Annotated in this window: 25 protein-coding genes and 3 pseudogenes; 13 read left to right on the top strand and 15 right to left on the bottom strand. The window is 59.4% G+C overall.

Annotation, left to right across the window (positions count from 1 at the left end):
• Window positions 1–10: 10 nt before the first annotated feature.
• Together NKH67_RS34200 and NKH67_RS19775 are read left to right on the top strand one after the other, a co-directional pair.
• Window positions 11–210: pseudogene (locus NKH67_RS34200) on the top strand (hypothetical protein); the annotation flags it as partial.
• 501 nt (window positions 211–711) lie between these two features.
• A pseudogene (locus NKH67_RS19775) lies at window positions 712–967 on the top strand (helix-turn-helix transcriptional regulator).
• 172 nt (window positions 968–1,139) lie between these two features.
• On the opposite strand, the gene NKH67_RS19770 reads toward NKH67_RS19775, so the two are convergent.
• From NKH67_RS19770 to rhuM (NKH67_RS19745), 6 genes and pseudogenes are all read right to left on the bottom strand, one after another.
• Window positions 1,140–1,946, bottom strand: coding sequence for a methyltransferase domain-containing protein (locus NKH67_RS19770; protein ID WP_352472985.1), 807 nt, complete (start codon window positions 1,944–1,946; stop codon window positions 1,140–1,142).
• Window positions 1,947–2,023: 77 nt separating this feature from the next.
• Window positions 2,024–2,515: pseudogene (locus NKH67_RS19765) on the bottom strand (RNA polymerase sigma factor); the annotation flags it as partial.
• Window positions 2,516–4,448: 1,933 nt separating this feature from the next.
• The gene (locus NKH67_RS19760; RefSeq protein WP_353031662.1) at window positions 4,449–4,769 is read right to left on the bottom strand and encodes a sunset domain-containing protein; all 321 of its coding nucleotides are present in this window, start codon (window positions 4,767–4,769) and stop codon (window positions 4,449–4,451) included.
• Between the two features lie 268 nt (window positions 4,770–5,037).
• Window positions 5,038–5,220 carry a RhuM family protein gene (rhuM, locus tag NKH67_RS19755; RefSeq protein WP_353031660.1) on the bottom strand — a complete coding sequence of 61 codons (183 nt, stop codon included), beginning with the start codon at window positions 5,218–5,220 and terminating at the stop codon, window positions 5,038–5,040.
• Complete coding sequence (rhuM, locus tag NKH67_RS19750; protein ID WP_353031739.1) at window positions 5,162–5,413, bottom strand: RhuM family protein; 252 nt, start codon at window positions 5,411–5,413, stop codon at window positions 5,162–5,164. Before rhuM (NKH67_RS19750) ends, rhuM (NKH67_RS19755) begins: the two co-directional genes overlap by 59 nt.
• Window positions 5,350–5,736 (bottom strand): RhuM family protein, encoded by a 387-nt coding sequence (gene rhuM / locus NKH67_RS19745; RefSeq protein WP_353031658.1) that lies wholly within the window; start codon window positions 5,734–5,736, stop codon window positions 5,350–5,352. The genes rhuM (NKH67_RS19750) and rhuM (NKH67_RS19745) overlap by 64 nt, the downstream gene beginning before the upstream one ends.
• A gap of 768 nt (window positions 5,737–6,504) precedes the next feature.
• Here rhuM (NKH67_RS19745) and NKH67_RS19740 point away from each other — a divergent pair.
• Entirely contained in the window at window positions 6,505–7,485 is a 981-nt protein-coding gene (locus tag NKH67_RS19740; RefSeq protein ID WP_353031656.1) for a GHMP family kinase ATP-binding protein, read from the top strand.
• Window positions 7,482–8,537, top strand: a complete 1,056-nt coding sequence (locus NKH67_RS19735) for a cysteine synthase family protein (protein ID WP_353031654.1) — start codon at window positions 7,482–7,484, stop codon at window positions 8,535–8,537. The genes NKH67_RS19740 and NKH67_RS19735 overlap by 4 nt, the downstream gene beginning before the upstream one ends.
• A gap of 40 nt (window positions 8,538–8,577) precedes the next feature.
• Here the strand turns inward: NKH67_RS19735 and NKH67_RS19730 are convergent, their stop codons facing one another.
• The 6 genes from NKH67_RS19730 to NKH67_RS19705 form a co-directional block, all read right to left on the bottom strand.
• Window positions 8,578–9,309: an amino acid ABC transporter ATP-binding protein gene (locus NKH67_RS19730; protein ID WP_353031652.1), complete on the bottom strand. Its 732-nt coding sequence runs from the start codon at window positions 9,307–9,309 to the stop codon at window positions 8,578–8,580.
• The gene (locus NKH67_RS19725; protein ID WP_352542328.1) at window positions 9,306–9,962 is read right to left on the bottom strand and encodes an amino acid ABC transporter permease; all 657 of its coding nucleotides are present in this window, start codon (window positions 9,960–9,962) and stop codon (window positions 9,306–9,308) included. The genes NKH67_RS19730 and NKH67_RS19725 overlap by 4 nt, the downstream gene beginning before the upstream one ends.
• A gap of 107 nt (window positions 9,963–10,069) precedes the next feature.
• Window positions 10,070–10,816, bottom strand: coding sequence for a substrate-binding periplasmic protein (locus NKH67_RS19720; protein ID WP_352472981.1), 747 nt, complete (start codon window positions 10,814–10,816; stop codon window positions 10,070–10,072).
• 168 nt (window positions 10,817–10,984) lie between these two features.
• Complete coding sequence (locus NKH67_RS19715; protein WP_353031650.1) at window positions 10,985–12,277, bottom strand: threonine synthase; 1,293 nt, start codon at window positions 12,275–12,277, stop codon at window positions 10,985–10,987.
• Complete coding sequence (locus tag NKH67_RS19710; protein ID WP_352503482.1) at window positions 12,274–13,467, bottom strand: M24 family metallopeptidase; 1,194 nt, start codon at window positions 13,465–13,467, stop codon at window positions 12,274–12,276. Before NKH67_RS19710 ends, NKH67_RS19715 begins: the two co-directional genes overlap by 4 nt.
• Window positions 13,457–14,248 carry an IclR family transcriptional regulator gene (locus tag NKH67_RS19705; RefSeq protein WP_353031648.1) on the bottom strand — a complete coding sequence of 264 codons (792 nt, stop codon included), beginning with the start codon at window positions 14,246–14,248 and terminating at the stop codon, window positions 13,457–13,459. The genes NKH67_RS19710 and NKH67_RS19705 overlap by 11 nt, the downstream gene beginning before the upstream one ends.
• A gap of 128 nt (window positions 14,249–14,376) precedes the next feature.
• On the opposite strand from NKH67_RS19705, the gene NKH67_RS19700 reads away from it, so the two are divergent.
• Window positions 14,377–14,655, top strand: a complete 279-nt coding sequence (locus NKH67_RS19700; RefSeq protein ID WP_352515859.1) for a helix-turn-helix domain-containing protein — start codon at window positions 14,377–14,379, stop codon at window positions 14,653–14,655.
• A gap of 28 nt (window positions 14,656–14,683) precedes the next feature.
• On the opposite strand, the gene NKH67_RS19695 is transcribed toward NKH67_RS19700, so the two are convergent.
• Window positions 14,684–14,899, bottom strand: coding sequence for a helix-turn-helix domain-containing protein (locus tag NKH67_RS19695; RefSeq protein WP_292654544.1), 216 nt, complete (start codon window positions 14,897–14,899; stop codon window positions 14,684–14,686).
• 130 nt (window positions 14,900–15,029) lie between these two features.
• Here NKH67_RS19695 and NKH67_RS19690 point away from each other — a divergent pair, with 130 nt between their 5' ends.
• The 6 genes from NKH67_RS19690 to NKH67_RS19665 all read left to right on the top strand — a co-directional run bounded on the left by NKH67_RS19690 (window position 15,030) and on the right by NKH67_RS19665 (window position 19,467).
• The gene (locus NKH67_RS19690; RefSeq protein ID WP_352542324.1) at window positions 15,030–15,779 is read left to right on the top strand and encodes an autoinducer binding domain-containing protein; all 750 of its coding nucleotides are present in this window, start codon (window positions 15,030–15,032) and stop codon (window positions 15,777–15,779) included.
• A gap of 73 nt (window positions 15,780–15,852) precedes the next feature.
• On the top strand, window positions 15,853–16,485 hold the full coding sequence (locus tag NKH67_RS19685; protein WP_352503485.1) for an acyl-homoserine-lactone synthase: 633 nt from the start codon (window positions 15,853–15,855) through the stop codon (window positions 16,483–16,485).
• A gap of 1,234 nt (window positions 16,486–17,719) precedes the next feature.
• Window positions 17,720–17,965, top strand: a complete 246-nt coding sequence (locus tag NKH67_RS19680; RefSeq protein WP_353031737.1) for a DUF1612 domain-containing protein — start codon at window positions 17,720–17,722, stop codon at window positions 17,963–17,965.
• Complete coding sequence (locus NKH67_RS19675) at window positions 17,962–18,081, top strand: helix-turn-helix domain-containing protein (RefSeq protein WP_352980791.1); 120 nt, start codon at window positions 17,962–17,964, stop codon at window positions 18,079–18,081. The genes NKH67_RS19680 and NKH67_RS19675 overlap by 4 nt, the downstream gene beginning before the upstream one ends.
• Before the next feature lie 93 nt (window positions 18,082–18,174).
• On the top strand, window positions 18,175–18,858 hold the full coding sequence (locus NKH67_RS19670) for an XRE family transcriptional regulator (RefSeq protein ID WP_353031646.1): 684 nt from the start codon (window positions 18,175–18,177) through the stop codon (window positions 18,856–18,858).
• Complete coding sequence (locus NKH67_RS19665) at window positions 18,859–19,467, top strand: RES family NAD+ phosphorylase (protein ID WP_353031644.1); 609 nt, start codon at window positions 18,859–18,861, stop codon at window positions 19,465–19,467.
• A 287-nt stretch (window positions 19,468–19,754) separates the two neighbouring features.
• Here NKH67_RS19665 and NKH67_RS19660 read toward each other — a convergent pair whose 3' ends face one another.
• On the bottom strand, window positions 19,755–21,341 hold the full coding sequence (locus NKH67_RS19660) for a serine hydrolase (RefSeq protein WP_353031642.1): 1,587 nt from the start codon (window positions 21,339–21,341) through the stop codon (window positions 19,755–19,757).
• Window positions 21,342–21,596: 255 nt separating this feature from the next.
• On the opposite strand from NKH67_RS19660, the gene NKH67_RS19655 reads away from it, so the two are divergent.
• Window positions 21,597–21,995 (top strand): hypothetical protein, encoded by a 399-nt coding sequence (locus tag NKH67_RS19655; protein WP_353031640.1) that lies wholly within the window; start codon window positions 21,597–21,599, stop codon window positions 21,993–21,995.
• A gap of 453 nt (window positions 21,996–22,448) precedes the next feature.
• Here NKH67_RS19655 and NKH67_RS19650 read toward each other — a convergent pair whose 3' ends face one another.
• Entirely contained in the window at window positions 22,449–22,721 is a 273-nt protein-coding gene (locus NKH67_RS19650; RefSeq protein ID WP_353031638.1) for an FAD-dependent monooxygenase, read from the bottom strand.
• A 13-nt stretch (window positions 22,722–22,734) separates the two neighbouring features.
• Between NKH67_RS19650 and NKH67_RS19645 the strand changes: the two genes are divergently transcribed.
• Window positions 22,735–22,974: hypothetical protein (locus NKH67_RS19645; RefSeq protein WP_353031636.1), on the top strand; the 240-nt coding region annotated here is incomplete at its 3' end.

Below are 22,974 nucleotides of genomic sequence, written 5' to 3'. Positions count from 1 at the left end.
AGCGCCGCCCTGCGGCGGCATCTGCATGCACAGCAAGAAGATCAACATCTCCACCGTGCTCGCCGGCCAGAGGCTCGGAATCACGAAGTCGACGACGGCATTTGGCTCGTCTCCTTCATGCACTATGATCTCAGATATATCGACTTGGAACAGAGGACCTTGCAGACCTACGACAACCCCTTCGGCACGAGGGTGTCACCCATGTCTTAGGTACAACCGTTACCCATGTCTCCGGGCCGCACGGTTTGAAGATGGTAGCGGAAGGCCGCTACATCGCAAGACGCCCCCATTGAGAAGGCATTCTTTTGCTATCGGCCAAGCGGCCTGACAGCAAATCGAGATCGAGCACCACGAAACTCGGAAGCGAGTCGGGACGATGATGGACTGGGCGGAAACAAATAATTAGCGAGCGATGTGCACATGCCGTGCACACGGGTTTGCACCTTTTCTTTTGTTTCTGTTTCGTCGAAACACCGAAACACCGAGCCAAAGCCTGATGAGCACTCGATGATTGCCGCAGTAGGTGCCCCGTCACAGCCGCATGGCCAATTGACCACGCAGCACCACTTCATAGTGCGACGGCGAGTAAACTTGTCCGGGGGCGTGTGCAGAGAGGGCGCAACCAGCGGCGATTGGAGCATTCGCTAAATTGTAAGCCTCTCCTCGGCGCACCTGCATCTGGTGCGAACAGAAAGGAGAAAACATGTCACGATCAGACACCTTCCCCCTCGTCTGCTCAAGACGGAGGAGGCCGCCAAACTTGTCGGCCTTTCCCCCGGACGCTTGAAAAGCATGGCACGTACGGCACCGGACCTCCCTATCCAAAGTTGGGTGGTCGCGTGGTCTATGCCCCGCAAATCCCCAAGAATGGGCCGACAGGGGGTTGAAGTCATCGGCCTCTGATCCGGGTGTCGGCCGCGTTTATCCGGCCAAGCCTACAGGTCGAGTGAAGTCCAGGAGGGGATAGCTTGTGCAACCTGCGGTGGAGCATGACACTGCACTCGCTGCGCCAGCGCCCGACATCGAGGGCGAGAGCTGCCCTCCGAAGGCAGAGGTCACAGGTGATGCGCCTGCCCACAGTAGCGATGATCGCCACCAAGGATGGCGTCGGGAACGTCGCGCTCTCAATCCGAATTGTGTTACTCGGGCCGTTCGGCAATAAAGAGAGTATCGGGGAGAAGCCCAAGACGCTCGCGATCGGCGGCAGGTATACGGTCTGAATGTATTCGAGCGACCGTAAAACCCACGTCCTCGATACGTTCCTTGATATCGGGTCCGTAGGCTCGCACGTGATCTGATCCGCCGAAGCGCTCGTCGCGCTCGCTCCGTGACATGAATGGCGGCGCTTCGAGCGTTTGACGATAGATAAGCGGTACTTGGATCCAGACCTGTCCTCGAGGCTTAAGGGATGACCAAATTTGCCGAAAAGCATGCCGATCGTCAGGTACGTGCTCCATGACATGACACAAGACGACAATATCGAGATCGCTGATGCCGTTCATGTTCATTAGGTCAACCTGCACGGTATCGGGGCCGTACCGTCCGGGCTCGATATCGCCTTTAATGAGGTTGCCCGCCTGAGATAGTCTCTTTGAAAGCCCCTTCTCGCTCGGCGCAATCTGGAGAATTCTAAGCGGCCCCGCCGGAAGCCGGAGAAGCTTACGGTCTAGAGCACAAATCAAGAACCGCTCACGATCCAGAGCATGACAAAGCGGGCAAATAAGCGTGTATCGCCCGAAACGGTAAAAAGCCGCCACACCGCGATCGCAGGCATTGCAGTGATGAGCCTTCCTCGTCGGGAAGAGTGTCAGGGTGAGGGCTCTCAGCCAATCTCCGTACGAATCAAGTTTGCGTGTGACCCGCCGCGTTGTGATACGATCAGCATAGCTGCGAAAAAGAGATAGAAGTCGGCTTCCTCGAGCGTTGTTCCACGATGGTTTCAGCATGTCGGCCTTCTCAGGTTTTTGACCCGAGGACCGATAATTAGCGCCCCCTGATATAACGTCGAGTCAGCGGAGCAGCAGGAGATTCGCCCCGTCATGGCATCGACCCTGATATCGAGCAGACCGGCGATCTCAGCCAGCGGCTCGTCAAGCACATCCTTCAGGATAAAGACGCTGCGCTGGAGGATCGGGAGTTCCGTAAAGCGAGACACCGCAGTTTGGATCGCTGCATCAAAATCTTCACGGGGTCCGGAGCGGCGTCGACAACGACTTCAAGGGCCGCCTCGATAGGCTCTGCTGCGCGGATCGCACGGCTGCGCAGCAGGTCCAGCGCACGGGTATGGGCAATCCGGAAGAACCAGGGTCGCAGCTGCGGAATCTTGCACACCTGGTCGAGCGCAACGAGGGTTCGAGCAAAGATCCTGCACAACGTCTTCGCCGTCGATGACCGACCCCATGAGACGCGAGCAATAGCGGTGCAGTTCAGGCCCTAACGAGACGGCAAGGGTGAGGAACCCGGCGAGGAACTCCTCCCGACGGTCGCGGTCCATGGTAGATCCTGCATCGATCAAGGCGTCGCCACCCTGTGCCTCCGTCATCACCACCGCTTCGACGACAAGAGATTCGTGCGCGACGATATGCAGGGCCGGTGAGGTCGCAATCGAACTCTCAAGCCGCGACACCCTCCATAAACCGGGACGCCCGCATCGCCGTCGAGGCCGAAGACGACGCCTTCGGCATATTGCGGGTGGTGGGACAAGCCCAGCGATCATGCGCCGGCTTGCGGTCGAGCTCGGATTACGTGAGCGGAACACACGACCGAACGGGTTTATGCGGAACATCGAAACGGGTGTTGACAAATCGCTCTCTATGCAGTGGCGGTTACAACCTAAAGCGAGCTGCTCTTGGCCAGGAGCAGCCTGGCGGTTCGGTCTCGCCGCTGCGTTGCGTTCAAGCGTAGAGATTCCTGAACTGATGCTCGGCTGGCGGCAACTTGCTCGCCAACCGAGTTGGTCGTGGTCTGCCGAGACCAGCCAGCCACACGCCCGTGATTCCAACCTGAGCCGATGTGCCAATCAGCAACCTTCGCCGGTCTTTTTCACCTGGCCCGGCGCGGCGGTGTTGGCTGCCGTGTTCTGCGCTGACTAGGCGCCGCCTGCTGCGCGCTGCCAGTCTGCTGGCCGGGCGCGCAGTCCCTGGCCGAGTTCGGATTTGTAGTGCCGCTGGTGGTCGTCTTGTCGGTGCCCTGATCGCCGGACATGTTGGTCCCGCTGTTCGTCGTGCCGGTGCCCTGATCCGTCGTGCTGGGCATGGTTGTCGTGGTCGAGCTTCCGCTCGTCGAGGTTCTTCGGTGCGCGAGGTCGATGAGGAAGTGAGACGGACGCGACCGCGTAGAAAGACGTCCACGTTTGCCCATAATCTACCGCGAACAGCTCCTTTGCCGGGGCGGCGGGCCCGATTGCGTGCTGGGCCTGCGCCGGTCTGCTATCTGCCAACAGGGGTCGGCCCGTCGTTTCCGCCGACTGCCGTGGTGCCTATGTTGGGAACCAGCGGCGCCTCCGCTTCTTCATCAAACGGCAAGATTTGAGTTGGTCGATCTGGTAATCGCGCTGCGAGATGCGGCCCCGGAGGTTAGTGATGCGCTCGGTCAAAAAAGTGCCGAGCCATTTAGTAGCGTGACCTGCCAGGTCGTTCACAACGGGGTCCGCGCTAGCCTACTGAACGGCTCTTTTGTGCAAGAGGTCAGTGGAGAAGTACCCAACTCCCGAGCTTGCGAATCTTGATTGGGCATACTCGTTCGATGTCGATATCACTGAGGGTACCGGCGCCTATTATAATCCGCGGTCCGCAATCAATGGCGCTCCGGGAGTTCTAACGGATGGGCCCTACACGGCTGTGTTGAGCGATTCGCATGTTCTGAAAATATTCAAGTGAAGGTGGCGTGCTGTGAACAATGAAACCATCGCGGGCGTTTGGGCCCCACTCGTTGTGCTTCCTGATCGCGGGCACTACGGCTGCCGAGGCGGAGTTGGCGTACAGTTTTGCGGTATTATGGCGCAACCGCCACAAGAATTGGCCCCGATCTTGGCCTACCTTTTGGCCAGGGATCACAAACCAGCGCTCTAGGCGCTAATCCGCCTTCACGGTGAGATCGGCGCGAAAATCAGGCGCGACGAGAAGCAGGCCGCGAAGCTCATTGAAGAGATGAAGCATGTCGAGGCGGTCTTGCATCTGTTGGAACCTGGCTTCAATGCCCCGCGCCATCTCCGTCAAGCGTCGCAACAATCCAAACCCGCTGTTTCATGCGTGCCGCCGTCGACGTTCTGAGGACCGCCACGGCGCCAATGAGTGCTGAGGAGATAGCGCTGGTCCTACTCCGCGCAAAGGGCATCGAAGCGCCCACAAAAGCGGAAACGCATTTGATGTATGGTGCGGTGAGCGCATCGCTTAAGATCAACAAAGATGTGACCTTGCATGATGGGCGTCCGCGCGTTGGACCCCTGTCTAAACCCTGGATTTCCGCCATCCCGCTTTGCGCGCGGCTTCCTCCGAGCAAAACCAGCGCTCGCCTTTCAGCAGATTGATGCGCGTCTCCCAATAATATTCCTGTCCCGGAACGTGATAGATTTTCTCGCCAGTGTTGTAGCTGATGTTGCCCTTGATGCCGCAGCCTACAGCGGCGAAACCAAATTCAAAGGCAAGCAGGCCAGCCAGGATCGTGCCGCCAGTCGCGATCTTTGCCCATAACGGCGTGTCACGCGAACGATGGCGCCTGCCATACCTTCGGCGATTGTACTCATTGTCTTGATAGCGACGTTTGCCCACGCCCCTCTCCCCAAGGGGAGAATGCGACCGTAGCAAATTTAAGTCCAGCCATTTTGGCAGTCGTACCGGCGAGGAAACCGCCGCCTCAAGGAAAGCTACCCCGAAGGCGGCGGGCCGACAGGTTATGCGGTTGGACGCGGCAACCGGATGCCGGTTTTCTTGAACAATTCAAGTTGCGTCTTCGCGAACTTGTCTGCGTCTGGCCGACGTGGACCGCCACTTTTGTAACCAGGAAAGACTGGAAATTCGTACTGTGCGACGAGTTCCTTCAGCTTTCCAGAAGCCGCAGCATCGATACCTGCTTGCCTTGGATCGCCATGCCTTCGGCATAGAGCAGCCAAGCCTCTCCTATGAGTTCCATCTTGCGGAGTTCATCCGGGGAACAATAGTTCTTAGCAATCGTCACATCCGCAGCTGTCGGCTTGCGGTTGCCTAGGGCTGTCAGGCCCATGTTTTGGCTTGGTCGCGTCGGCTCTTGACATGATAATTTGGACAGCTGTCTGCTCAGAAGCCGCGAAATGAAAACTGTCCTGGCTGGTTGCGAAGAAAGTCCGCGCCGCCGGATCGTCCTGATCGTAGTCTATAGAGCACTCCGCGAATGTCTCGCGAACCTGGGTGTAAAGGTTCGTTTCGGAAGTCCGGATGGCCCGGACCTCTCGGCCAACTTCAGAAGCGCCCTCGGATCGCTATTCAGCCGCTTTCCGTTAAGCGCGTAACCGTCCTGAATGTAACCCTTGAGAACGGTGGCCGACCACTTTCGGAACTCCGCCGCCTTCTTGCTGTTGACCTTGTAGCCCACCGCAATGATGGCATTGAGATCATAGAGGCTCGTTAGATAGGCCTTCCCGTCTGCCGCAGTTATCCGGGATTTCCGGAGAACTGTTTCTTCGGACAACTCGCCCGACTTGAAGAGGTTCTGGAGGTGTTCGCTAATTGTCTTCAGCGAAACACCAAAAAGCTCAGCCATTTGCGCCTGAGAGGAAAGGACTTCCCAAAATCCGCCAAGTGATCACGACGCCCACCGCTAGGTGGTGAAATTAGGCCCGGATGTGCGCTAACACGTCCGGGCCGCCCAATGTCTACCGACGCTATTTCCGGTACAACTGGAGTAGGGTCTGGAGTAGGGTATGGTCTGCAGTGGCGATCGATGATCCATCACGACCGTCATCACGCCGCTTATGTGAATGCAATCAACTCGTGCCGCTTTGGCCCGAGCTCGCCAGCACGCCGATGGACGCTATTCTGGCAGATCTGGGCAAGGTCGCCACAGCGGGCATGCTGTCCAGCATCTCGGTCAGTTCAGTGCTGATGCGACGTTCAATCATCCTTGCAATTATGGAGTATAGTTCCAGTTTTGCAAGGACACCCGCAGCCTAGCGGGCAAGACGCGCAGAGGCAAGGAGCTAAAAGCGCCGACGCCTGGGTGAGGCCGCTCTGGGCTATCGCCAGATCTCAGTATTGACTCAGGCTGAGCAATCCAACCCTCCTTACAAGAGAAATACTGAAAACACCGTGCATGGCCGCACTCGTTTCGGAATGGTTGGCCGCAAGGCCAACCGTTCCCGAAACGAGTGCTGCTGTGTCTACTCCAGTATTGGAGGCTCCAATTGGTGGGGGAATCTTGTCCGTATCTTTGCATGATGTGCTTGCCAATGGCACTACCAAGATTTGGCGAGTGACAGCACGGGTCAGTCGCACGCATCATCGCCCAGTGCCATGCTGAGGAGATGATGCGGTGACACAGACAAGCACACCGAGATCCGGCCAGCAGACACATTCGAGCAACATCAAAAACGAGACTGTCGCATGGCCTCTGGTGGTAGGAATCGGTCGGGCACACGCCCACTACGGGGAATTCCTCCAAGGCGTCTTTGAAGCGGACAAGGGACGGCTTTGTCGCGGACTCGTCACGCTTCCGCTGACGTCGCAAGGGTCGCTAGCGACCTTCTGGCCGGATGAACAAGATGGCATTCGGCCGCGACCCGCAAACCGGATCAAAGCGGCGCGCGCGGCGGCCCTCACGCTCGAGCATGTCGGGGTAGCTGGAAGAGGGGGAGAATTGACGATCGAAAGCTCTATCCCGGTAGGGCACGGCTACGGTTCCTCCACGGCAGACGTCATTGCCTCGATCCGCGCGGTCGCGGCTTCGGCGCGCGTCACGCTGCGCCAGTCAACTGTTGCGCGACTGGCCGTTGCCGCGGAAAGCGCAAGCGACGCCATCGCTTACTGCGATCAAGCTCTCCTCTTCGCTCACCGGGAAGGCCGTACAATCGAACATTTCGGAGGCGAGTTCCCGCCCTTTCTCGTGGTGGGTTTCAGGGACGGCAATGCCCGGCCCATCGACACGCTAGGCATGCGACGAGCACGCTATGATAGTGAGGAAATCGGGCTGTTCCGTGTTCTGCGCGGATTGGCGTATCGCTCAATCCGGCAACAAGATCCCCGCTTGCTTGGACGTGTCGCAACCATCAGCGCCAGTATCAGTCAGAAGCACCTGCCGAAGGCATCCTTCAACACCGTTTTGGATATAGCGCGGGCGCATGACGCGTGCGGTGTGCAGGTGGCCCACAGTGGCACGTTGATTGGCATCCTTCTGGATGCGACTGCGCCCAGGGCGGCCATGCGCGCTGCTGAGCTCGCAAGGCAGGTGAGCGGCACAGGTCTCCAAGGCGTCCATACGTTTGCCCTTAATGCCGAAACGAGGCTAATCCAGTGAGCGCGGCGCAAGACTATTTACGCGCCTACGAGACGCCGCGTTTTGCCCAACTCGCACCTAACCTCAACGCCGCCTGCTTTTCCCTTATGAAGCTGATGCCCGCCCGATTCATGGTCGATCAGGCGGAAGCGTCAGGGCGCCTCAGGCGGGAAGGTCACATCATCGAAACGACGTCGGGCACGTTCGGCCTGGCCATCGCCATGCTGGCTGCCGCCCGTGGCTATGGGCTTACGCTCGTCACGGCCTCCAGCCTCATCGACCTGAAACTCAGGCGACGACTGGAACAGCTTGGTGCCAAAGTCATGGCCATCGACGATCCTCAAGGAGACGGCAATCAGCACGGTCGGCTCCAGTATCTTCAGCAGACGCTGCAAGATAGCCCGGGCACGTATTGGCCTCGGCAATACGACAGTCCGGAAAACCGCCTGGCATACGCGCGCCTGGCCGACCTCGTTGTTCGATCATTCGGCCGTATCGATTGCCTCGTCGGCTGCGTGGGCACTGGGGGATCGCTTTGTGGAACCGGAGGCTTCCTTCGTGAGCTCTTTCCTGATCTCAGGATGATTGCAGTCGATACCCACAGAAGCATGCTCTTTGGCCAGCCTGTCGGACGTCGCATGTTGCGCGGGCTGGGCAACAGTGTTTTGCCGGAAAATGTTCGTCATGAGATGATCGACGATATTCATTGGGTGGGCGCATTGCCGGCCTACGCAATGGCGCATGGGCTGTTTCGCGATCACGGGCTGTTCATGGGGCCGACCAGCGGCGCCGCAGCCTTGGTCGGCGCCTGGTTCGCCAGGCACAATCCGGAAGCCTCCACCGTCGTGATAATGCCAGATGAAGGGCATCGTCATTCAGATACAGTCTACAACCCCGACTGGCTCGCCGGTTTGAAGGATTGGCCAATTTCAATTCCTCTTGAACCAACTGTTCTCACGCAAATTCATCCGGCCGAAGAGACGGCATGGACGAGATTCCCTTGGAACCGCAGAACTTTAAGCGGCGTTCTCGCAGAGTTTGAGGGCCCGTCCCCTGCGGAGCGACAGGTCTGAATTCGGAGCCTTGACGCGACAAGGCAGCGCTGGCCAACACTCAGACGGGGTGCATAACCCGATGAAGAAAGTCCTTAGTGCGTTCGTGTCTCGGATTTCGAAGCAGTTCCTTGGCCGGCCCTTGCTCAACGATCCGGCCGCCGTCGAGAAAGAGGACGCTGTCGGAAACCTCGCGGGCGAACTGAATTTCGTGCGTAACCACGAGCATGGTCATGTTCTCGTATGCGAGCGCGCGCATGACCTGCAGGACCTCGCCGACCGTTTCCGGGTCAAGTGCGGAGGTGGGCTCGTCGAAAAGAATGGCCTGTGGGCGCATCGCCAGGGCACGGGCGATGGCCACGCGCTGCTGTTGACCCCCCGACAATGACGCGGGATAGGCATTCGTCTTCTCGGCCAACCCGACGCGATTGAGCAATGCCGTGGCCCGCTCCCGGACCTGGTTCCTATTTTCCTTCAGCACGTAGAGCGGCCCTTCCATGACATTTTCCAGGGCTGTGCGGTGCGGAAACAGGTTGAAACGTTGGAAAACCATGGAAACGCGGGTGCAGATGGCGTGAACCTGGGGCGAGGCGGCATCGACCACGGTGCCGTCGATACTGATGCGACCGCGCTGATAGGTCTCAAGCCCGTTCACACATCGCAGAAGCGTCGATTTGCCGGAACCCGAGGGCCCAATCAGACATACGACCTGTCCTTTGGCGATCTCGGCGTTGATTCCCTTGAGGACTTCGTGGGAGCCGAAGGACTTGTGCACGTTTTCAAAGGTGATCATCCCGCCGCCCCAAGATAGCTTTCGATTCTACGCATAAACAGGTTCAGCGGAACCGTCAGGCACAGGTAAAGCAGTGCCACCAAGGTAAAAACTGTCATGTTGTCGAATGTGGACGACGCAAGCATCTTGCCCTGCATGGTCAACTCCTGAACCGAAATCACCGAGACAAGCGAGGAGTCCTTCAGCAGCATGACCATATTGTTGGCGTAAGGCGGCAGGATGATCTTGAATGCCTGCGGCAGCACGACGCGGCGCATCATCAACGGACGCTTCATGCCGATCGATTTTGCCGCTTCGACCTGACCCTTATCGACCGCCTCGATGCCAGCCCGGAAGGTTTCCCCGAGATAGCAGGAGTGCGCCAGCCCCAGCCCGATCGTGCCAGCCTGGAGCGCAGTCAGGTTGATGCCGATCTCGGGCGCGACGAAGTAGATATAAAAGAGAACCACCAACAATGGTATGCCGCGCACGAAGTCGACAAGGAGCCGCGTCGGCACGGCGAGACAGCGTATCCCCGATGTCCTGAACAGCGCCCAAACAAGGCCGAGCGCCGTCGCAAGACACAGCGCAAGAAGGGTTATCATGACGGTCAGCCAAACGCCGTTAAGAAGAAGCGGCAGATATTCCGTTGCATGCGCGATGAATTTGGTCATGGCCGGCTTCCTCTTGGCACGTACCCCGGCCGTCAAAGCCGGTCATTCCGATGCGATCCTTTGGTCCTGCCAGCCGGCGCTTCTGTCGAGGTCCGTGCGGGTCGGCCTCAAAGGCCATATTTGGCAAATATTCGGCTTAATTCGCCGCTTTCCTTCAGCTTGGCGATGGAGGCATTCACCTTTTCGAGAAGCAGTGGATTTTCCTTGGCAACTGCCAACGCGACCTCGCCTTTTTTCATCGGCTGATAACCGTCGACGAGGCGAACACCCAGGCCGGGATTCTTTGAAAGCTGATATGCGACGATCGGGGCGTCACCGAAACCGGCCTTGATGCGGCCCAGAACCACATCGCGCATCATGTCAGCGATTGAGTCGTAGAGCTTGACTTGACCGAAGACGCCAAGCGCTTCCAGAGCATCAGCGTAGGTCGAGCCGATCTGCGCCCCGACGGTCGCACCTCTGAGTTCCTCGATCGTGTAGTTTTTGCTATCGCCGGCAGCAACAAACATCGCCTCGCCATAGGCGTAAACCGGCGTGCTGAAATCGATTACCTGCTTTCGTTTGTCCGTTATGAACATGCTGGCGGAAATCAGATTGATTTTGTCGGTCGTTAGTGCCGGGATCAGGGCTGGAAAAGCGTTTATTTGAAAATCGGCGGTCGTGCCAAGGCTCGCGGCAATCGCACTTGCCAGATCGACCATCGCGCCTGTCGGCTTTTGGGTTGCGGTGTCGACAAACGTGAACGGCACTCCGGTTGGCGTGACGCCGACTCTGAGCGTTTCCTCAGCCATCGTCTGAGTTGCCATTGCGACACTGAGGGCTGCGAGCCAGCCGATGAGCGTTTTCCGAAGCATGAACATTCCCCTTACATCATGTTTGAATCGAGATTCCGCTCGCTAAGCGAGTTGAATTTGCCTCTCCTGGATAGCTTTTAGAAAAGTCGCAATACCGTCCAATGGTGGACGAGATCATCAATCGATCAGAAAAAATCGCATCCGTTCATGATCGCCTCTATCTTCTCTTCAGGACATCTTGGTCGCGCGCCGTTCAAGTGAGGGCGTAAAATAGTCACGGCCCTCGGCAACGTATTCCCACGCTTCGGCAACTGACTGAAACGATGGTTGTGCTTTGTTCGGACCGGTCGAACGATCCAAATCCTTGAGGCCGCTCGCTGTCACGATGGCAACGACGCTGTCCGACCGCGCGATGGTGCCTTCTCGCCTCAAGGATTCGATAGCTGCAAATGGCGTCACCGAGGCTAGCTCGGCAAAAACACCCTCGGTGGCCGCAAGCTGCTGCTGCATCGCTATCAAGCCGATATTGCCGACCGGCATTGCCGTGCCGCCAGATTCACGCAGGGCGTTGAGCGCCTGAAACGTGCTTCGTGTGGTGCCGATCGAGATGGCAAGCGTGTCGAAGCTTGCGGGGACTTCGGCAACCAGATCTCCCTTGCCGGCAAGGGCTCTGGCCAAAGATCCATGCACTTCCGCCGCCACGAGTCTCGGCAACCGCTCGATCTTGCCTTGGCTGAGAAGATCCTTGAATCCGGCCCACAGCCCGGCAAGCGCGTCCCCGTAGCAAACAGGCAAGGCGCACCAGTCCGGCACTGCACCGTGCATTTGTTCGACGATTTCGTAAGCCAGGGTCTTGTAGCCCTCGATCCCGACAGGATGACTGCCCACCACGGGGCTGTGAAACGGTGATGTTGCAAACCATCCGAGGCGCTCGGTACCAGCGGCAAGCAATGGCCATCGATGGGACTTGTCGGCCAGGGATACGACGCTTGCGCCGTATTTGCGGATCTGCGCCAACATTGCGCCGGCGGTGCCTGAGAATGTGACAACGACGCATTTCAGGCCCGCCCGTGCAGCATAGGCGGCAAGTGAGGCCCCGGCGTTCCCCGACGAAGCAGTCGCCACCACGCGTGCGCCACTCAAACGTGCCATCGACACCGCCACCGTCGAGAAGCGGTCCTTGTGGGACCAGGTAGGGTTTGCGCCCTCGTCCTTGATAAGCAGCTTGGGGACGCCGAGCTGCTTTCCCAGCTTCTCGGCGCTCAGCAACGGCGTCAGGCCCTCGCCCAAGGAGATTGCATCGCTGAGTCCACAAGGAAGCATGTCGGCATAGCGCCAGAGCGAGGGCAGGGCGGCACCCACTGCGGAAGCGGCCGATGTAGCTCCGGACGGATCGTAGACGACCTTAAGATTGGCCGGTGCTTCGGCACAGCATTTCGGGCAGCCGCGTGAGTCGATTTTGGTATCGATCCGGAACAAGGCGCCGCATCGAATACAGGAAAACCCTGCCGCGCGGCTCATAACGGCACCCGCGTGATTGCATCGTGCGTCTGCGTCAGCCGCTCCACTCCGCGCTCGCGAACAACCACCATGTCCTCCACCTGGAGTCCCCAGCGGCCGATTTCGTAGTAGGGGGTCTCCACGCACAGCACCATTCCTTCTTCAAGGATGTCTGTACTGCGCGCCGAGAGCGTCGGCGCATCATAACCATCAAGGCCGATGCCATGTCCGACGTGATCGCGCTCGTAGCGGGCAATTCCTTCGCGCCTCACCACACGCACGACCGTCTCGAAGAGCTGTGCTGCTGCCATGCCCGGACGGATAATGTCGCAGGCATGCTGAACGCCGCGCAGCAGCGCTTGCTGAAGTCGATGCGCCTGCGGCGGCGGCTCGCCCAGCGTGGCGATGCGGGCAATGTCGGCGCGGTAGTGCCGGAACCGGCCACCGACGTCGAAGCGGATGATTTCTCCAGCGCGCAACCTGCGGTCAGACGGCTGGACGTTCATGAGCGCGCTGCGCTCGCCAAAGCCGATGCATCCCAGTACGGGCAGGGCGCCTTCCTCGACCGTCCTGACATGAAAAGCGCGCGCCAGATCTGCTTCGGTGGCGCCTTCCTGAGCAACGCCGAGTGCTGCTTGAATGGAGCGTTCGGCAATCTGGGCAACTTGGCCGAGCCGTTCGATTTCATCTGCCGTTTTTACGGCACGAACCTCGCGAAGCAATGCGGTGGCTGGTAGGAACGACGCATTGGGAAAATGGGCTCTGAGGGCTTCCTGGTATCCTGGTGCGAGCCCGGCCTCGTCTATGCCGATCCGCCCACGGCCGAGCTGAGCTTCTTCCAATGCGGCGACCAAAGCCGCGATGGCATTGCCATGCCTCGGCAGGTCTCGAAGCTGGAGGTGCCGTTCATTGGCGAGGTCCACGGTCGTCGAGGAACCGACATCGGCGTAAAAGTCGCCGTAGCGCCGGACCTTGCTTACCCACAGTTCCTGATCGGCTACGAGGTCGAGCGTGCTGGAGCTGGCGATGATTTCAGGCGTGCCCTTGTCAGGAGCCGGCCACACCACATAAGCCTGCGGGCCGCGACGGATCCATTGCGGCAGAGCCCAGAAGCCGCTCATGTAGGTCACGTTTTCCGGGGCAGTCGCTATAATTGCGTCAAGCCCGGCTGCCGTCATCCATTGTTTCAGGCGCGCTTCGTTAAGCAGCATGATGGGAATCCCGGGCCTGTTTTGCTTCCAGAAAGCCGAGGCCGGCGGAAATGCGCGCCGCAGCCGCCATTACTGCCTCCCCAATCTCAGCGATCTCCACATGCGGTCCCACTGACCGGGGGTAGGCCGCACTTATAGCCGCGATGATTGTGCCTGATGCATCGCGAAGCGGTGCGCCGACCGCAATCAGCCCGGTAAAGTTCTCGTCCAGGGATGTTGTGTAACCAATGGGCTCGGACGCTCTGATTTGACCAACGAGCTTGTGCGGATCGGTGACTGTGCGTACGGCAACCTGCTCCAGTGGACCTCGTCCAAGAATCGCAATGACCGCCTCGCCGCTCAGCTCCATCAGGAGCGCCTTGCCCAATGCGGTGGAGTGCAAGGGGAAGGTCTCGCCAGGTGAAGAACGAATGACGACCGGACTCTTGCTTTGCACGGTCAGAAGATAAATTCCGCAGCTGCCCCGCCTGATACCGAGGAATGCGTTGAAGCACCCTTGGGAGGCCAGCGCCTGCAGTTCGATTTCAGCCAAACCAACCAGGCGATCTCTGCCCAGGACCTTCCGCGCCAGCGCCAGCACGGAGTGACCCAGCCGGTAACGTCGCGAGTCTGGCGACTGCTCGACATAGCCCTGCTCTGCCAGGGTGTTCAGAATTCGCTGCACGGCGGGAGCACTCTGCTCAAGCCGGCGGGCGAGTTCGCGCACCCCGACAGCTTCGTCCGCTTCCTTGAGGACATTGAGAACCGCAAGCCCACGTTCCAACGAAAGATTTCCTGTCACTGGCGTTCCTTATTTCGGAATGGCGTTCCTTAATATGATGAGAAAAGCAGCAATGGCCGCGCCTGTCAATGACGAATGTTCATTATAGTGTGTCGTCCTAAAGTGTGCCCATCGACGACCATGTCGTCATGGACCTACGGTTGGTTGTCGGCCTCAACGTACAGAGGATTCGGCGCGCACAGGCCCTCTCTCAAGAGGAACTGTCGTTCCGTTCAGGATTCACGCGCGCCTATCTGAGTGGTCTCGAGGCCGGCCGTCGCAATCCCACACTCCTGTCGCTCGCAAAGCTTGCCACCGCTTTGAGCGTCGACATTGAGGAGCTGACGAAACGGCCCGGCAAAAACGCCCGAGCCCCAGCTGGTGATTGTGCTGTGGCGCCGCGTGAGCGGCGCAAGGGAAAATCCTGATGCTCTCGGCGGCCTGCTGACCAGCGCATCACGGCGCGTTTCGACGGATGAGCTGCTCCACGTCAACTTGCAATGCCAACGCCAGTACCTCCAGCGTATCGACGGTCGGTGAGTTTTCCTCCCGCTCGAGCTTGCCGACATAGTTGCGGTCGAGGCCGGCAAGGTCCGCGAGCTGCTCCTGCGACAAGCCGGTGCCTTGGCGAAGCAACCTCAGATTGCGAGCAAAAACAGACCTCAGCCTCATGCAGCGAGGCAGTCAGAACGCGCCCTTTAGTGCCACCTACTATAGTAGGCAAAAGTCATGCCGGACGTTGCGGTCGGACCTAAGTTATTTATTTTGTTTTCTTTGTCTCAGTACATTGAAAGGGCCTACAATGGCGGCGGTTCACGGGGGCGTCTTACAGGAGCAGCTAATACAAATCTTTGAAGCAACCGCGCAGATTGACCGTGCAACCAGCGCCCCCGAGATCATTCGGCAACTGCGCAAGAGCATCGAATGTCACGGCTACGCAGCCTGTCTCGTCACCGAATTGCCACGCCAGGACACCGGATCACTGGATGGACACATCCTTGTTAACGGTTGGCCGCAGGAATGGTACGACCGCTATATGGCTGCCGGACACTATCGCCATGACCCTTGTGTTGCTGTGTGCCGTGGTGCGATCGGGCCCTTCCTCTGGCGGGACGTCCATCATGGCTTGACGGACCGAAATGCCAGGAGGGTGATGGATGAAGCGAAAGAGTTTGGGCTTTGCGACGGGATCTGTATCCCGATCCAGCCCGCGTTTGGCGATCCGGCCTGTGTAACGGTTGCCGGAAATGAAATTGATTTGGCGCCGACGGTGCGCTGCACCATTCATGCCCTTGCGCGCCATGCCTATTCGGCTGCCGAACGCCTCGTTGATAACTCGCGCAGGCGGCCGAGACAGAAGCTTTCCCAACGAGAGCGTGAAATCCTGCAGTGGGTCGCGGGAGGAAAGACCGCGTGGGAGGTTTCCCGAATACTTGGCATCTCGGAAAACACTGTGACGACCCACCTGCGCAACATCAAGCAGAAGCTCAGTACCGCCAACGTTGTGCACGCGATCGTCGAGGCGTTTCGCAGGCACGAAATCGAACTTTGATCCATCCCCAGATCTGGGTATTTCCCGGGCAATCGTCGCGTGGTCGGATGGGGTTCCATCTCGAGGAACCGCAATGATTCAGGTCCATGTCGTCGACGCGTCAAACAGCTTTGCCTATCGAGGGGATCTCGACAGCTACTTCCGCCTGCGGCATGAAATCTATGTCGATGAACGTGGATGGCAGGACCTGAGACGCCCCGACGGTCGCGAGATCGACGCGTTCGATACTCCAGAAGCGATTCATCTGCTCGGCATCCAGCCAGGAAGAGGCGTCGTTGCCGGATCCCGTTTCGTGCCGAGCCTTCGGCCCCATCTGATGAGCGAAACCTTTCCGCAACTCGCCGAGGGCGGCGTTCCGCGCCGACCCAATATCTTTGAATGGACCAGGTTCTTCGTGGCGCGGGATCTTCGTGAGCCCGGCCGACCTTGCCAGGCAGCCGGCGTGATCTACTGCGGAATTTTGGAATTCTGTATCCAGCGACATATCAGCAATCTGACAATCGTGTGCGAGGAGTACTGGTTCGACCGCCTCGCATCGATTGGCTGGAATCCGAAGCAGCTTGGGCCTGCGCTCGCGCATGGTGATATGACGATCATCGGTCTGATGGTTGATGTCAGCCCGTCAGCCTTGATCGCGACGCGACAATTCTACCGCATAACGGAGCCTGTGCTTTGGGCCGAAACGCCATTCAAGCGGCTGGCCTGACCGCGGGCCGTCCGCTTTTGGGCGTCACGCCTCGAACGAACATGCTGCCTGGCACTCGCAGAGGGCGGCGATCTACTATCGCGTGCAAATCGGCTGTCTGCCTCGCGCCATAACAGCCATTCAAAGGCGAAGGTGTCCAAAGACGGGCGCGTGCTCAGGCGGGGCAAGCGGTACCAGCCTTGGCATCGAAATCGAAGAAGAAGGTCTGGGAAAAGGACACACCGGATCTTGGAGAGTACGACTTCTGCTTCGATCCAATTTCTTTTTTGGGCAGTTCACGCCCGAGAGCCTGGTGAAGGCGACGGACACAATTCTTGAGGGCCTGGCCAAATTTCCCGATGCGTCGCTGTTATCGTGCGGACTGGCTTGGGACCCACTGGCCGCATCCTCGCAGGCCTCCACGTGACCGCCAAGGGTCGCGGTGCGGCAGTGCTCGATCGCTATGATGGACAACACAGACATCAAGGCAGGTGAAGCCCAGATCGGCGAGCTGAAGGGCAACATGGACGCGATCAACGCAGCCCGACGAAAGGGCGGCTGTGTTGCCGGCACTCTGTAAGCCTCTCCAACGTTAAAATTGTCGGCCTGCTTCCCGCCCTCGCGACTGCGGAGTGGTCGTTCCATCGATTGACTCGCGTAATGCACAGGCAGTTAATCTCCCCGCAAGGGCAAAAGAGGGGCTATGAAACTGGGAGAAAACGATGACTGTCCAAAAAGAAGACTATCGAACCAACAGAGCCGACTTCGCCATAGCTGCCATGCATAGCCGAGCGACCCCTGAGGGCGATCGTGACGATTTGGTGGCGAGGAAAAAGTCCCTGTGGGTAACAGATCGGCGATCTGCAAAATTGGCTGCAAACCCGTCCGAAAGCTCGCCAGAACCCAAGGCAAAAGCGCGCGGTAAGTGAATCGTGCCAGTCAATTTCTTACCGCCGAGTACTTCGTTCACATTGTTCGAATACATTATATTTATCTAATGTACTAACCAGCCAGTCGGGCATTCCCGAAGGCTCGCTGGTCAGGCTCAGCGGCCCCCTAACCCAAGCTGCTGGGCCGCCTGCTAAGGAAGTGCGTGTATCGCTGATACGGTCGTCGGTGACCCCCCTCCGTACCGCGGCCGGGATCGCAACCACGTCACCGACCGGACTGGGCGCTCAGCCGCGACGGTTTTTTTGGCGCTGGCCGCCCGGGGTGCGCTGCTGCGGCAGGAAGGTCTTGCCGCCAACCATCTCGCCTGCCGGCATCTCGGTGCCAAAAAAACATTCCGCGCGAGCGTCGGCGAGCACACAATCGCAGTGACCGGTTGCTGGCCTCCCTCGATGCGATCCATGACGCCGCACTCGTGGGGCTGAAGGAGCACGACCGGCTGGTGATGGCGAAAAGCCAGATGGAGCGAAACTCCGCGATCGCCGCGCCAGCTCCAAACTGTCCGACGTGGTCGAACTCGTGCTGTCGCGGCCACTTGTCTCGGGAGGCATGATCCAGGAGCGGCTAAAGGTGACAAAAACAGGGGCGCTCAATCTGGTCGGCGAGCTTGGGCAGCGCGAGATCATAGGGAGGGGGAAGGTTTCGGGCATGGGGCGTCGTGTGATGTAGCTGGCTGAAACGACCACACGAACTTTACGGAATTATCTAAATTTACGAACTTTCGTTCTGTAACCATATTGGTGACAGCAGGAGGTTCTCATCATGGCCGCTCCAAAACGCATCAATCATAGCGGGACCGCATCGCATGCGGGAGTCGCCGGCCTGAGCTTCACCACAAAGCTGCCGGCACAGGCAGACTTCAAGAAGGTATTGCTCGAACGCTATCAGGAAGCGATCGCACGCAGCCGCAAGATCGGCCACCGCGTATCATTCCGGGTAGAGGTCGATCCGGCGGCCGATGCGCAGACGATCACGCCGGTCGAAGAGCAACCGATCGCTTCGGATGTGTTTCCCGTCGAGGATACAGGCATGCCCGATGCCGAACTCGAGGCGGCTCTCGCCGAAGCGCGCGCGCGTGGCCACAAGCGTGTCGCCGAAATTGTCGCCGGCGAGGAGATGCTGAGCGCTGAAGCCTTCGCCAAGTTGCTTGGCACCTCGCGCGTGACAGTCAACGCCAGGCGGCAGAGTGGGCAGGTGCTCGGCATCGATGGCGCCAAACGCGGCTTCCGCTTTCCTGTCTGGCAACTCGACAAGGACGGTCGTCCGTTCGGGGCATTGCAGGCGCTGCATGCCATGTTGGGCAACAGTGCCTGGGCCGTCTACCGGTTTCTGGTGTCGCGCCATGGCGCCCTCGATGGCCGGACCGGCCTTCGAGCCCTTCAGCAAGGCGATGACGCCTCGGTTTTGGCCGCGGCGGAAGGCATGGCCAGGGGCGATTTCGACTGAATGCCCGGCGTTCCACCTCCAGCCGATTTCGGGCGCGCAAAGCTCGAAATCGAGACCATACCGCGCGGTCGGACGTTCGGTCGGATCTACTGGAGCACCTATCCTGATCCATTGGGGTACTGGAAGTCGCCGAGCCGCTTCAGCGATCCTCGACGCCGTCTTGACGCCAATCGGTTTGGCATTCTTTACCTCGGCAACTCCCTGAAGGTGCGCTTCCTCGAGACCGTGCTCCGCGACCGCCGCGAAGCAATCCTTGACGATCTTCCAATAGAGGAGGTGGAACTGACCCGACGGCGCTATGCGCAGATCACGACCAACGCGGACCTGCACCTGGTCGATCTCAGAGGCGACAATGCCGTTCGAATGGGCGTGCCGACCGATGTCGTTCGCGCACAGCGCCAGAATCTGGCACGCCGGTGGTCACTGGCGTTTCACGAGCATCCATCTGAGCCCGACGGGATCATTTATTCCTCCCGCCTCAATGAGGCGACCAATCTTGCCATTTACGATCGCGCGGTACCGAAGCTTCAGACGAAGCGTGTTGTGACCCTTCTCGGCGCGCGAGGGCTGGCTCAGGTTCTGGAGGATTTCAGGGTAGGGTTGGTGTGAAGATGCAGCACGTATCCGTATCGCTTGGCGAAGATGGCTGTAGCGCCAGAAGCGTCCACCAAGCCGGAGCAACGGAACGACCGACCGCGAGCCGTCGGTCTGCTTCGGATCAGCGGCTGGCCAAAGCCGACGTAGCTTGTCGGAAGCTCGCGAGCAAATGCCGGCTTCCTGATTTCCACGCCCGGAAGCGAACCGTCACAAATCCGCCATCTCAGGCATCACCTTGCAGACGGCCGGTTCGCCTTTTCGACGGCATAGGGTGTATGGAGCACCCGACGCCTCCGCCCCTACCTCTGAAAATGCCCCAACCCGTTCTCATTGAGATAGTCCACCGTCATCACTCGCGCGCGAATGCCGCCGGGGGAACCAACGAACTTCACCGATGACAGCGAGCCGGTCGGCGCGTTCTCTCCGCGGGGCGTGAGGGCGTAGGTGTCGCCGTCCCAGTGCTCGAGCGTGAACTGGATGGGCTTCGGGCCGAGTTCGAGCATCAGCTTGTCGCCATCGGCCCGCACGGTGGCGGTGTCGAAATAGTTGCTCGTATATTGGCCCTCGTAGAAGGATGGACTGCGCGCCTTGGCGGGGTTCGTCGGCTTGTCCTTGCCGGCGAGATCGCCCACCGGCTTGTAGTAGGCCATGAACCGCGGCTTGATGTAGGGATACCAGTCGCGGGTGACCTGGCCATATTGCACGATGTCCATAAAGCTGGCGGCGACCGCCTCGGCGGCGCCGACGGGGGAGCCGTTGGTGAGCACGACGATGCCGACATCGGCCGAGGGCAAGATCTGGAAGGTGGTGCCGGCGCCGAGCAGGAAGGCGCCGGAATGGCCCATGGTGGTGCGCCCATTGGCGTTCACCCCCACATTGAAGCCATAGCCATAGGAGCTGGCCCGCGTATCGGGCGTCTCGCCGCGGTAGGTCACGCTCTGCGGTGTGATGGCGGGCTGCAGGATCTTGGGGTCGATCATGGGCTGGCCGCTATAGATGCCGTCGCCAAGCAGCAGGATCATCCACTTGGCAAGATCCTGGGCGCTGGAGGAGACGCCGCCCGCCGGCGCCTGCTGGTCGGGGTCGCGGTCATAGAGCGGCTCGAACACATTCTCCGCCACGCGCGCATGCAGCAGGGCGCGGTTCTTGCCGGCCGCAATGAAGTCCTCGTGCCGATAGCTGCTCGAGCGCATGCCGAGCGGATCGAACAACAGGCTCTTGGCCAGCGGCTCCCAAGGCTGTTTCTCGGCGTGGGCCACTGCCTCGGCGCCGATCGTCGTGCCGAAATTGGCGTAGTGATAGGAGATGCGGAAGGGATCGAGCGGCACCATCCACAGGCTCCCGACGATCTGCTTGCGCTGGAAGCCGAGATCCTCGAGTTCGTCGCCCGCCGCCATCGGCAGGCCCGAGCGATGGGCGAAGAAATCGCCGATGGTGGCGTTGCCCGAGACATAGTCGAGATTGAGGCGAAAGCCGTCCCAGACCTTGCCGATCGGGGTATCCCAGTCGAAGCTGTGGTCCTTCGTCATGGCGATCGCGGCCACCGTGGCCGAGATCGACTTCGACACCGAGGCGACCTGGAAAATGGTGGTGCTGCTGACCTTAGAAGTGTCGTCCCGGTTGTCGCGAAGGCCATAGCCCTCGTCAAAGATCATTTTGCCGCCATGCACCACCGCCACGGCGAAGCCGGGAACGTCGGATGCTTCCTTGACTTTCTTGACGATGTCCGGCAGCGCGGCCAGCGCCTTCTCGACACCGCCGGGATACAGCTGCATAGCATCCTGCGGCGGCGATGGCCCAAGCTCCGGCACGTAGGACTGCGCGGCTGCCACGGCGGGCAGCATGGTAACGAGGAAAAGTACCAGGAGAGCAGCGACCTTCTTCATTGCATGTCCTCAAACTTGCACCGGCAGATGATCGGACCATACGCGGCAAGATGAAAGATGGTTGCGGTATTTTCCAACGGTATGTTTAACCTCCGTGCTGGGCGGCTTCAGGGCGACATGCGAAAGCACCTGTGGGATCACTATCAGGGTCGATGGAATATATCCTCATTACCTTGTTATGGACCGGCCCCGCCAGGAACTCTTTGGATATGTGGCCGTTTCCTCGACATACGGAAAAGCCTATCGGAGGTTCACATGTTTATACGAATAGTAAGCGCGTCGGCGCTCGTCCTTGCTTTCGGGTCGCCGGGCTTTGCCGACTGCGGCCAAGAGTTGAAAGTGCTTGAGCCGAACGTCATCACCGCCGAAACGGGCGCGAGCCCAAATAAATCAGGCATCCCGGCGACGAAGCACCAAGAGGAGGTCATGGCCGGCAAGCAGCAGGGGGGTAATCCTGAAATCACCGGATCAACGGCGGGAAATGTGAAGCCAACCACACCTCATCAGGAGCAAGTGATTGGCAACCGTAACGCCCAGAATGCCGAACATCCTAGCCAGCTAATGGCGGAAGCTCACAAGATGTCCCAAGCTGGCGACGAGCAAGGCTGCATGAAAAAATTGGCAGAACTCAAGGACGCCCTTGGTGTCAAGTGAACGCCAGATTGCCGGATGTTTCGAAGGCAGACACCGCCAGGATCGCTCGCTTGAAAGCCTGATGGAGTCGACACCGCGGAGCAAGCGCCATCGGCCACCCTTCGATTTGAAACTGCTCGCATTTCTACGGCGGCAGCTGCCGTCTTCTGGTCGCTGCATCGACCAGTTCGCGAGCGTGATTTAGACGATTTTGCGAGTATCAACTTCGCGACGCCTTTCGCCAAAAGACGCCGCGCGCTGACCGCCTCGTGGAAGGCAAGGTCAGATCGGCATAACGCGCGTCCACGGTTCCGGCCCGAACGGGCACGGCTGGGCGAGACCTTTGAGTTTCGGGTGCACGGACGGGTGTCAGGTGCGGGTGGATGGCGAAACCTGCGCAACAAGCGAGGCCAGCGCCAACGCCCCGGCTGCGGTGTTCACGATGACTGCGGAAGGCGTTGTGTTGGGCCAGCGCTACCTGACGGCCTCGCAATCCCTCGACCAGATCGACCTGCGGCGGCAGGCTTTTGCCGGATCTTTGAACCATTTCTGAAGCCGCGCGAGTGCTTGTGCGAGGGTGCCGTGAATAAGGGGCCGACGCTCGGTGTCATAGCTGTCAGGCAGGGCAGAGCCCGCTTCTCGACGGATGACCATGGCAAGCTTCCACGCGAGATTTTGAGCATCATGAATGCCTGAATTGCCGCCGAACGCCCCGTCGGAGGCGTCAGATACGCCGCGTCGCGCCATGTAAGTTCCCTCGTTGGGCTGGGCTGACTGGAACGCTGACAGGAACCTCTCCTCGTCGCTGGTGCGCCTTGCCGCTGTCGGGACGAACTTTCTTCCATCCGGCTTGGCGCTGCCGGTGCCTGCGCACGCACTGCTCAGTGATCAGGGAGGAGTGTTCTCGGCATTCCACTATCGCGACCTCGTTTCGAACGTTTTAACACGCCCCCTCAAGCTTGATCTCGCCGAGCGCTGCACTAGCCCTTCCGATCTTGGC

The sequence above is a fragment of the Mesorhizobium sp. M0968 genome (assembly GCF_040319065.1).
Classification (GTDB): Bacteria; Pseudomonadota; Alphaproteobacteria; order Rhizobiales; family Rhizobiaceae; genus Mesorhizobium.
The sequence above is the reverse complement of the archived record's forward strand: the minus strand, read 5'-3'. Positions and strand labels throughout refer to the sequence as shown.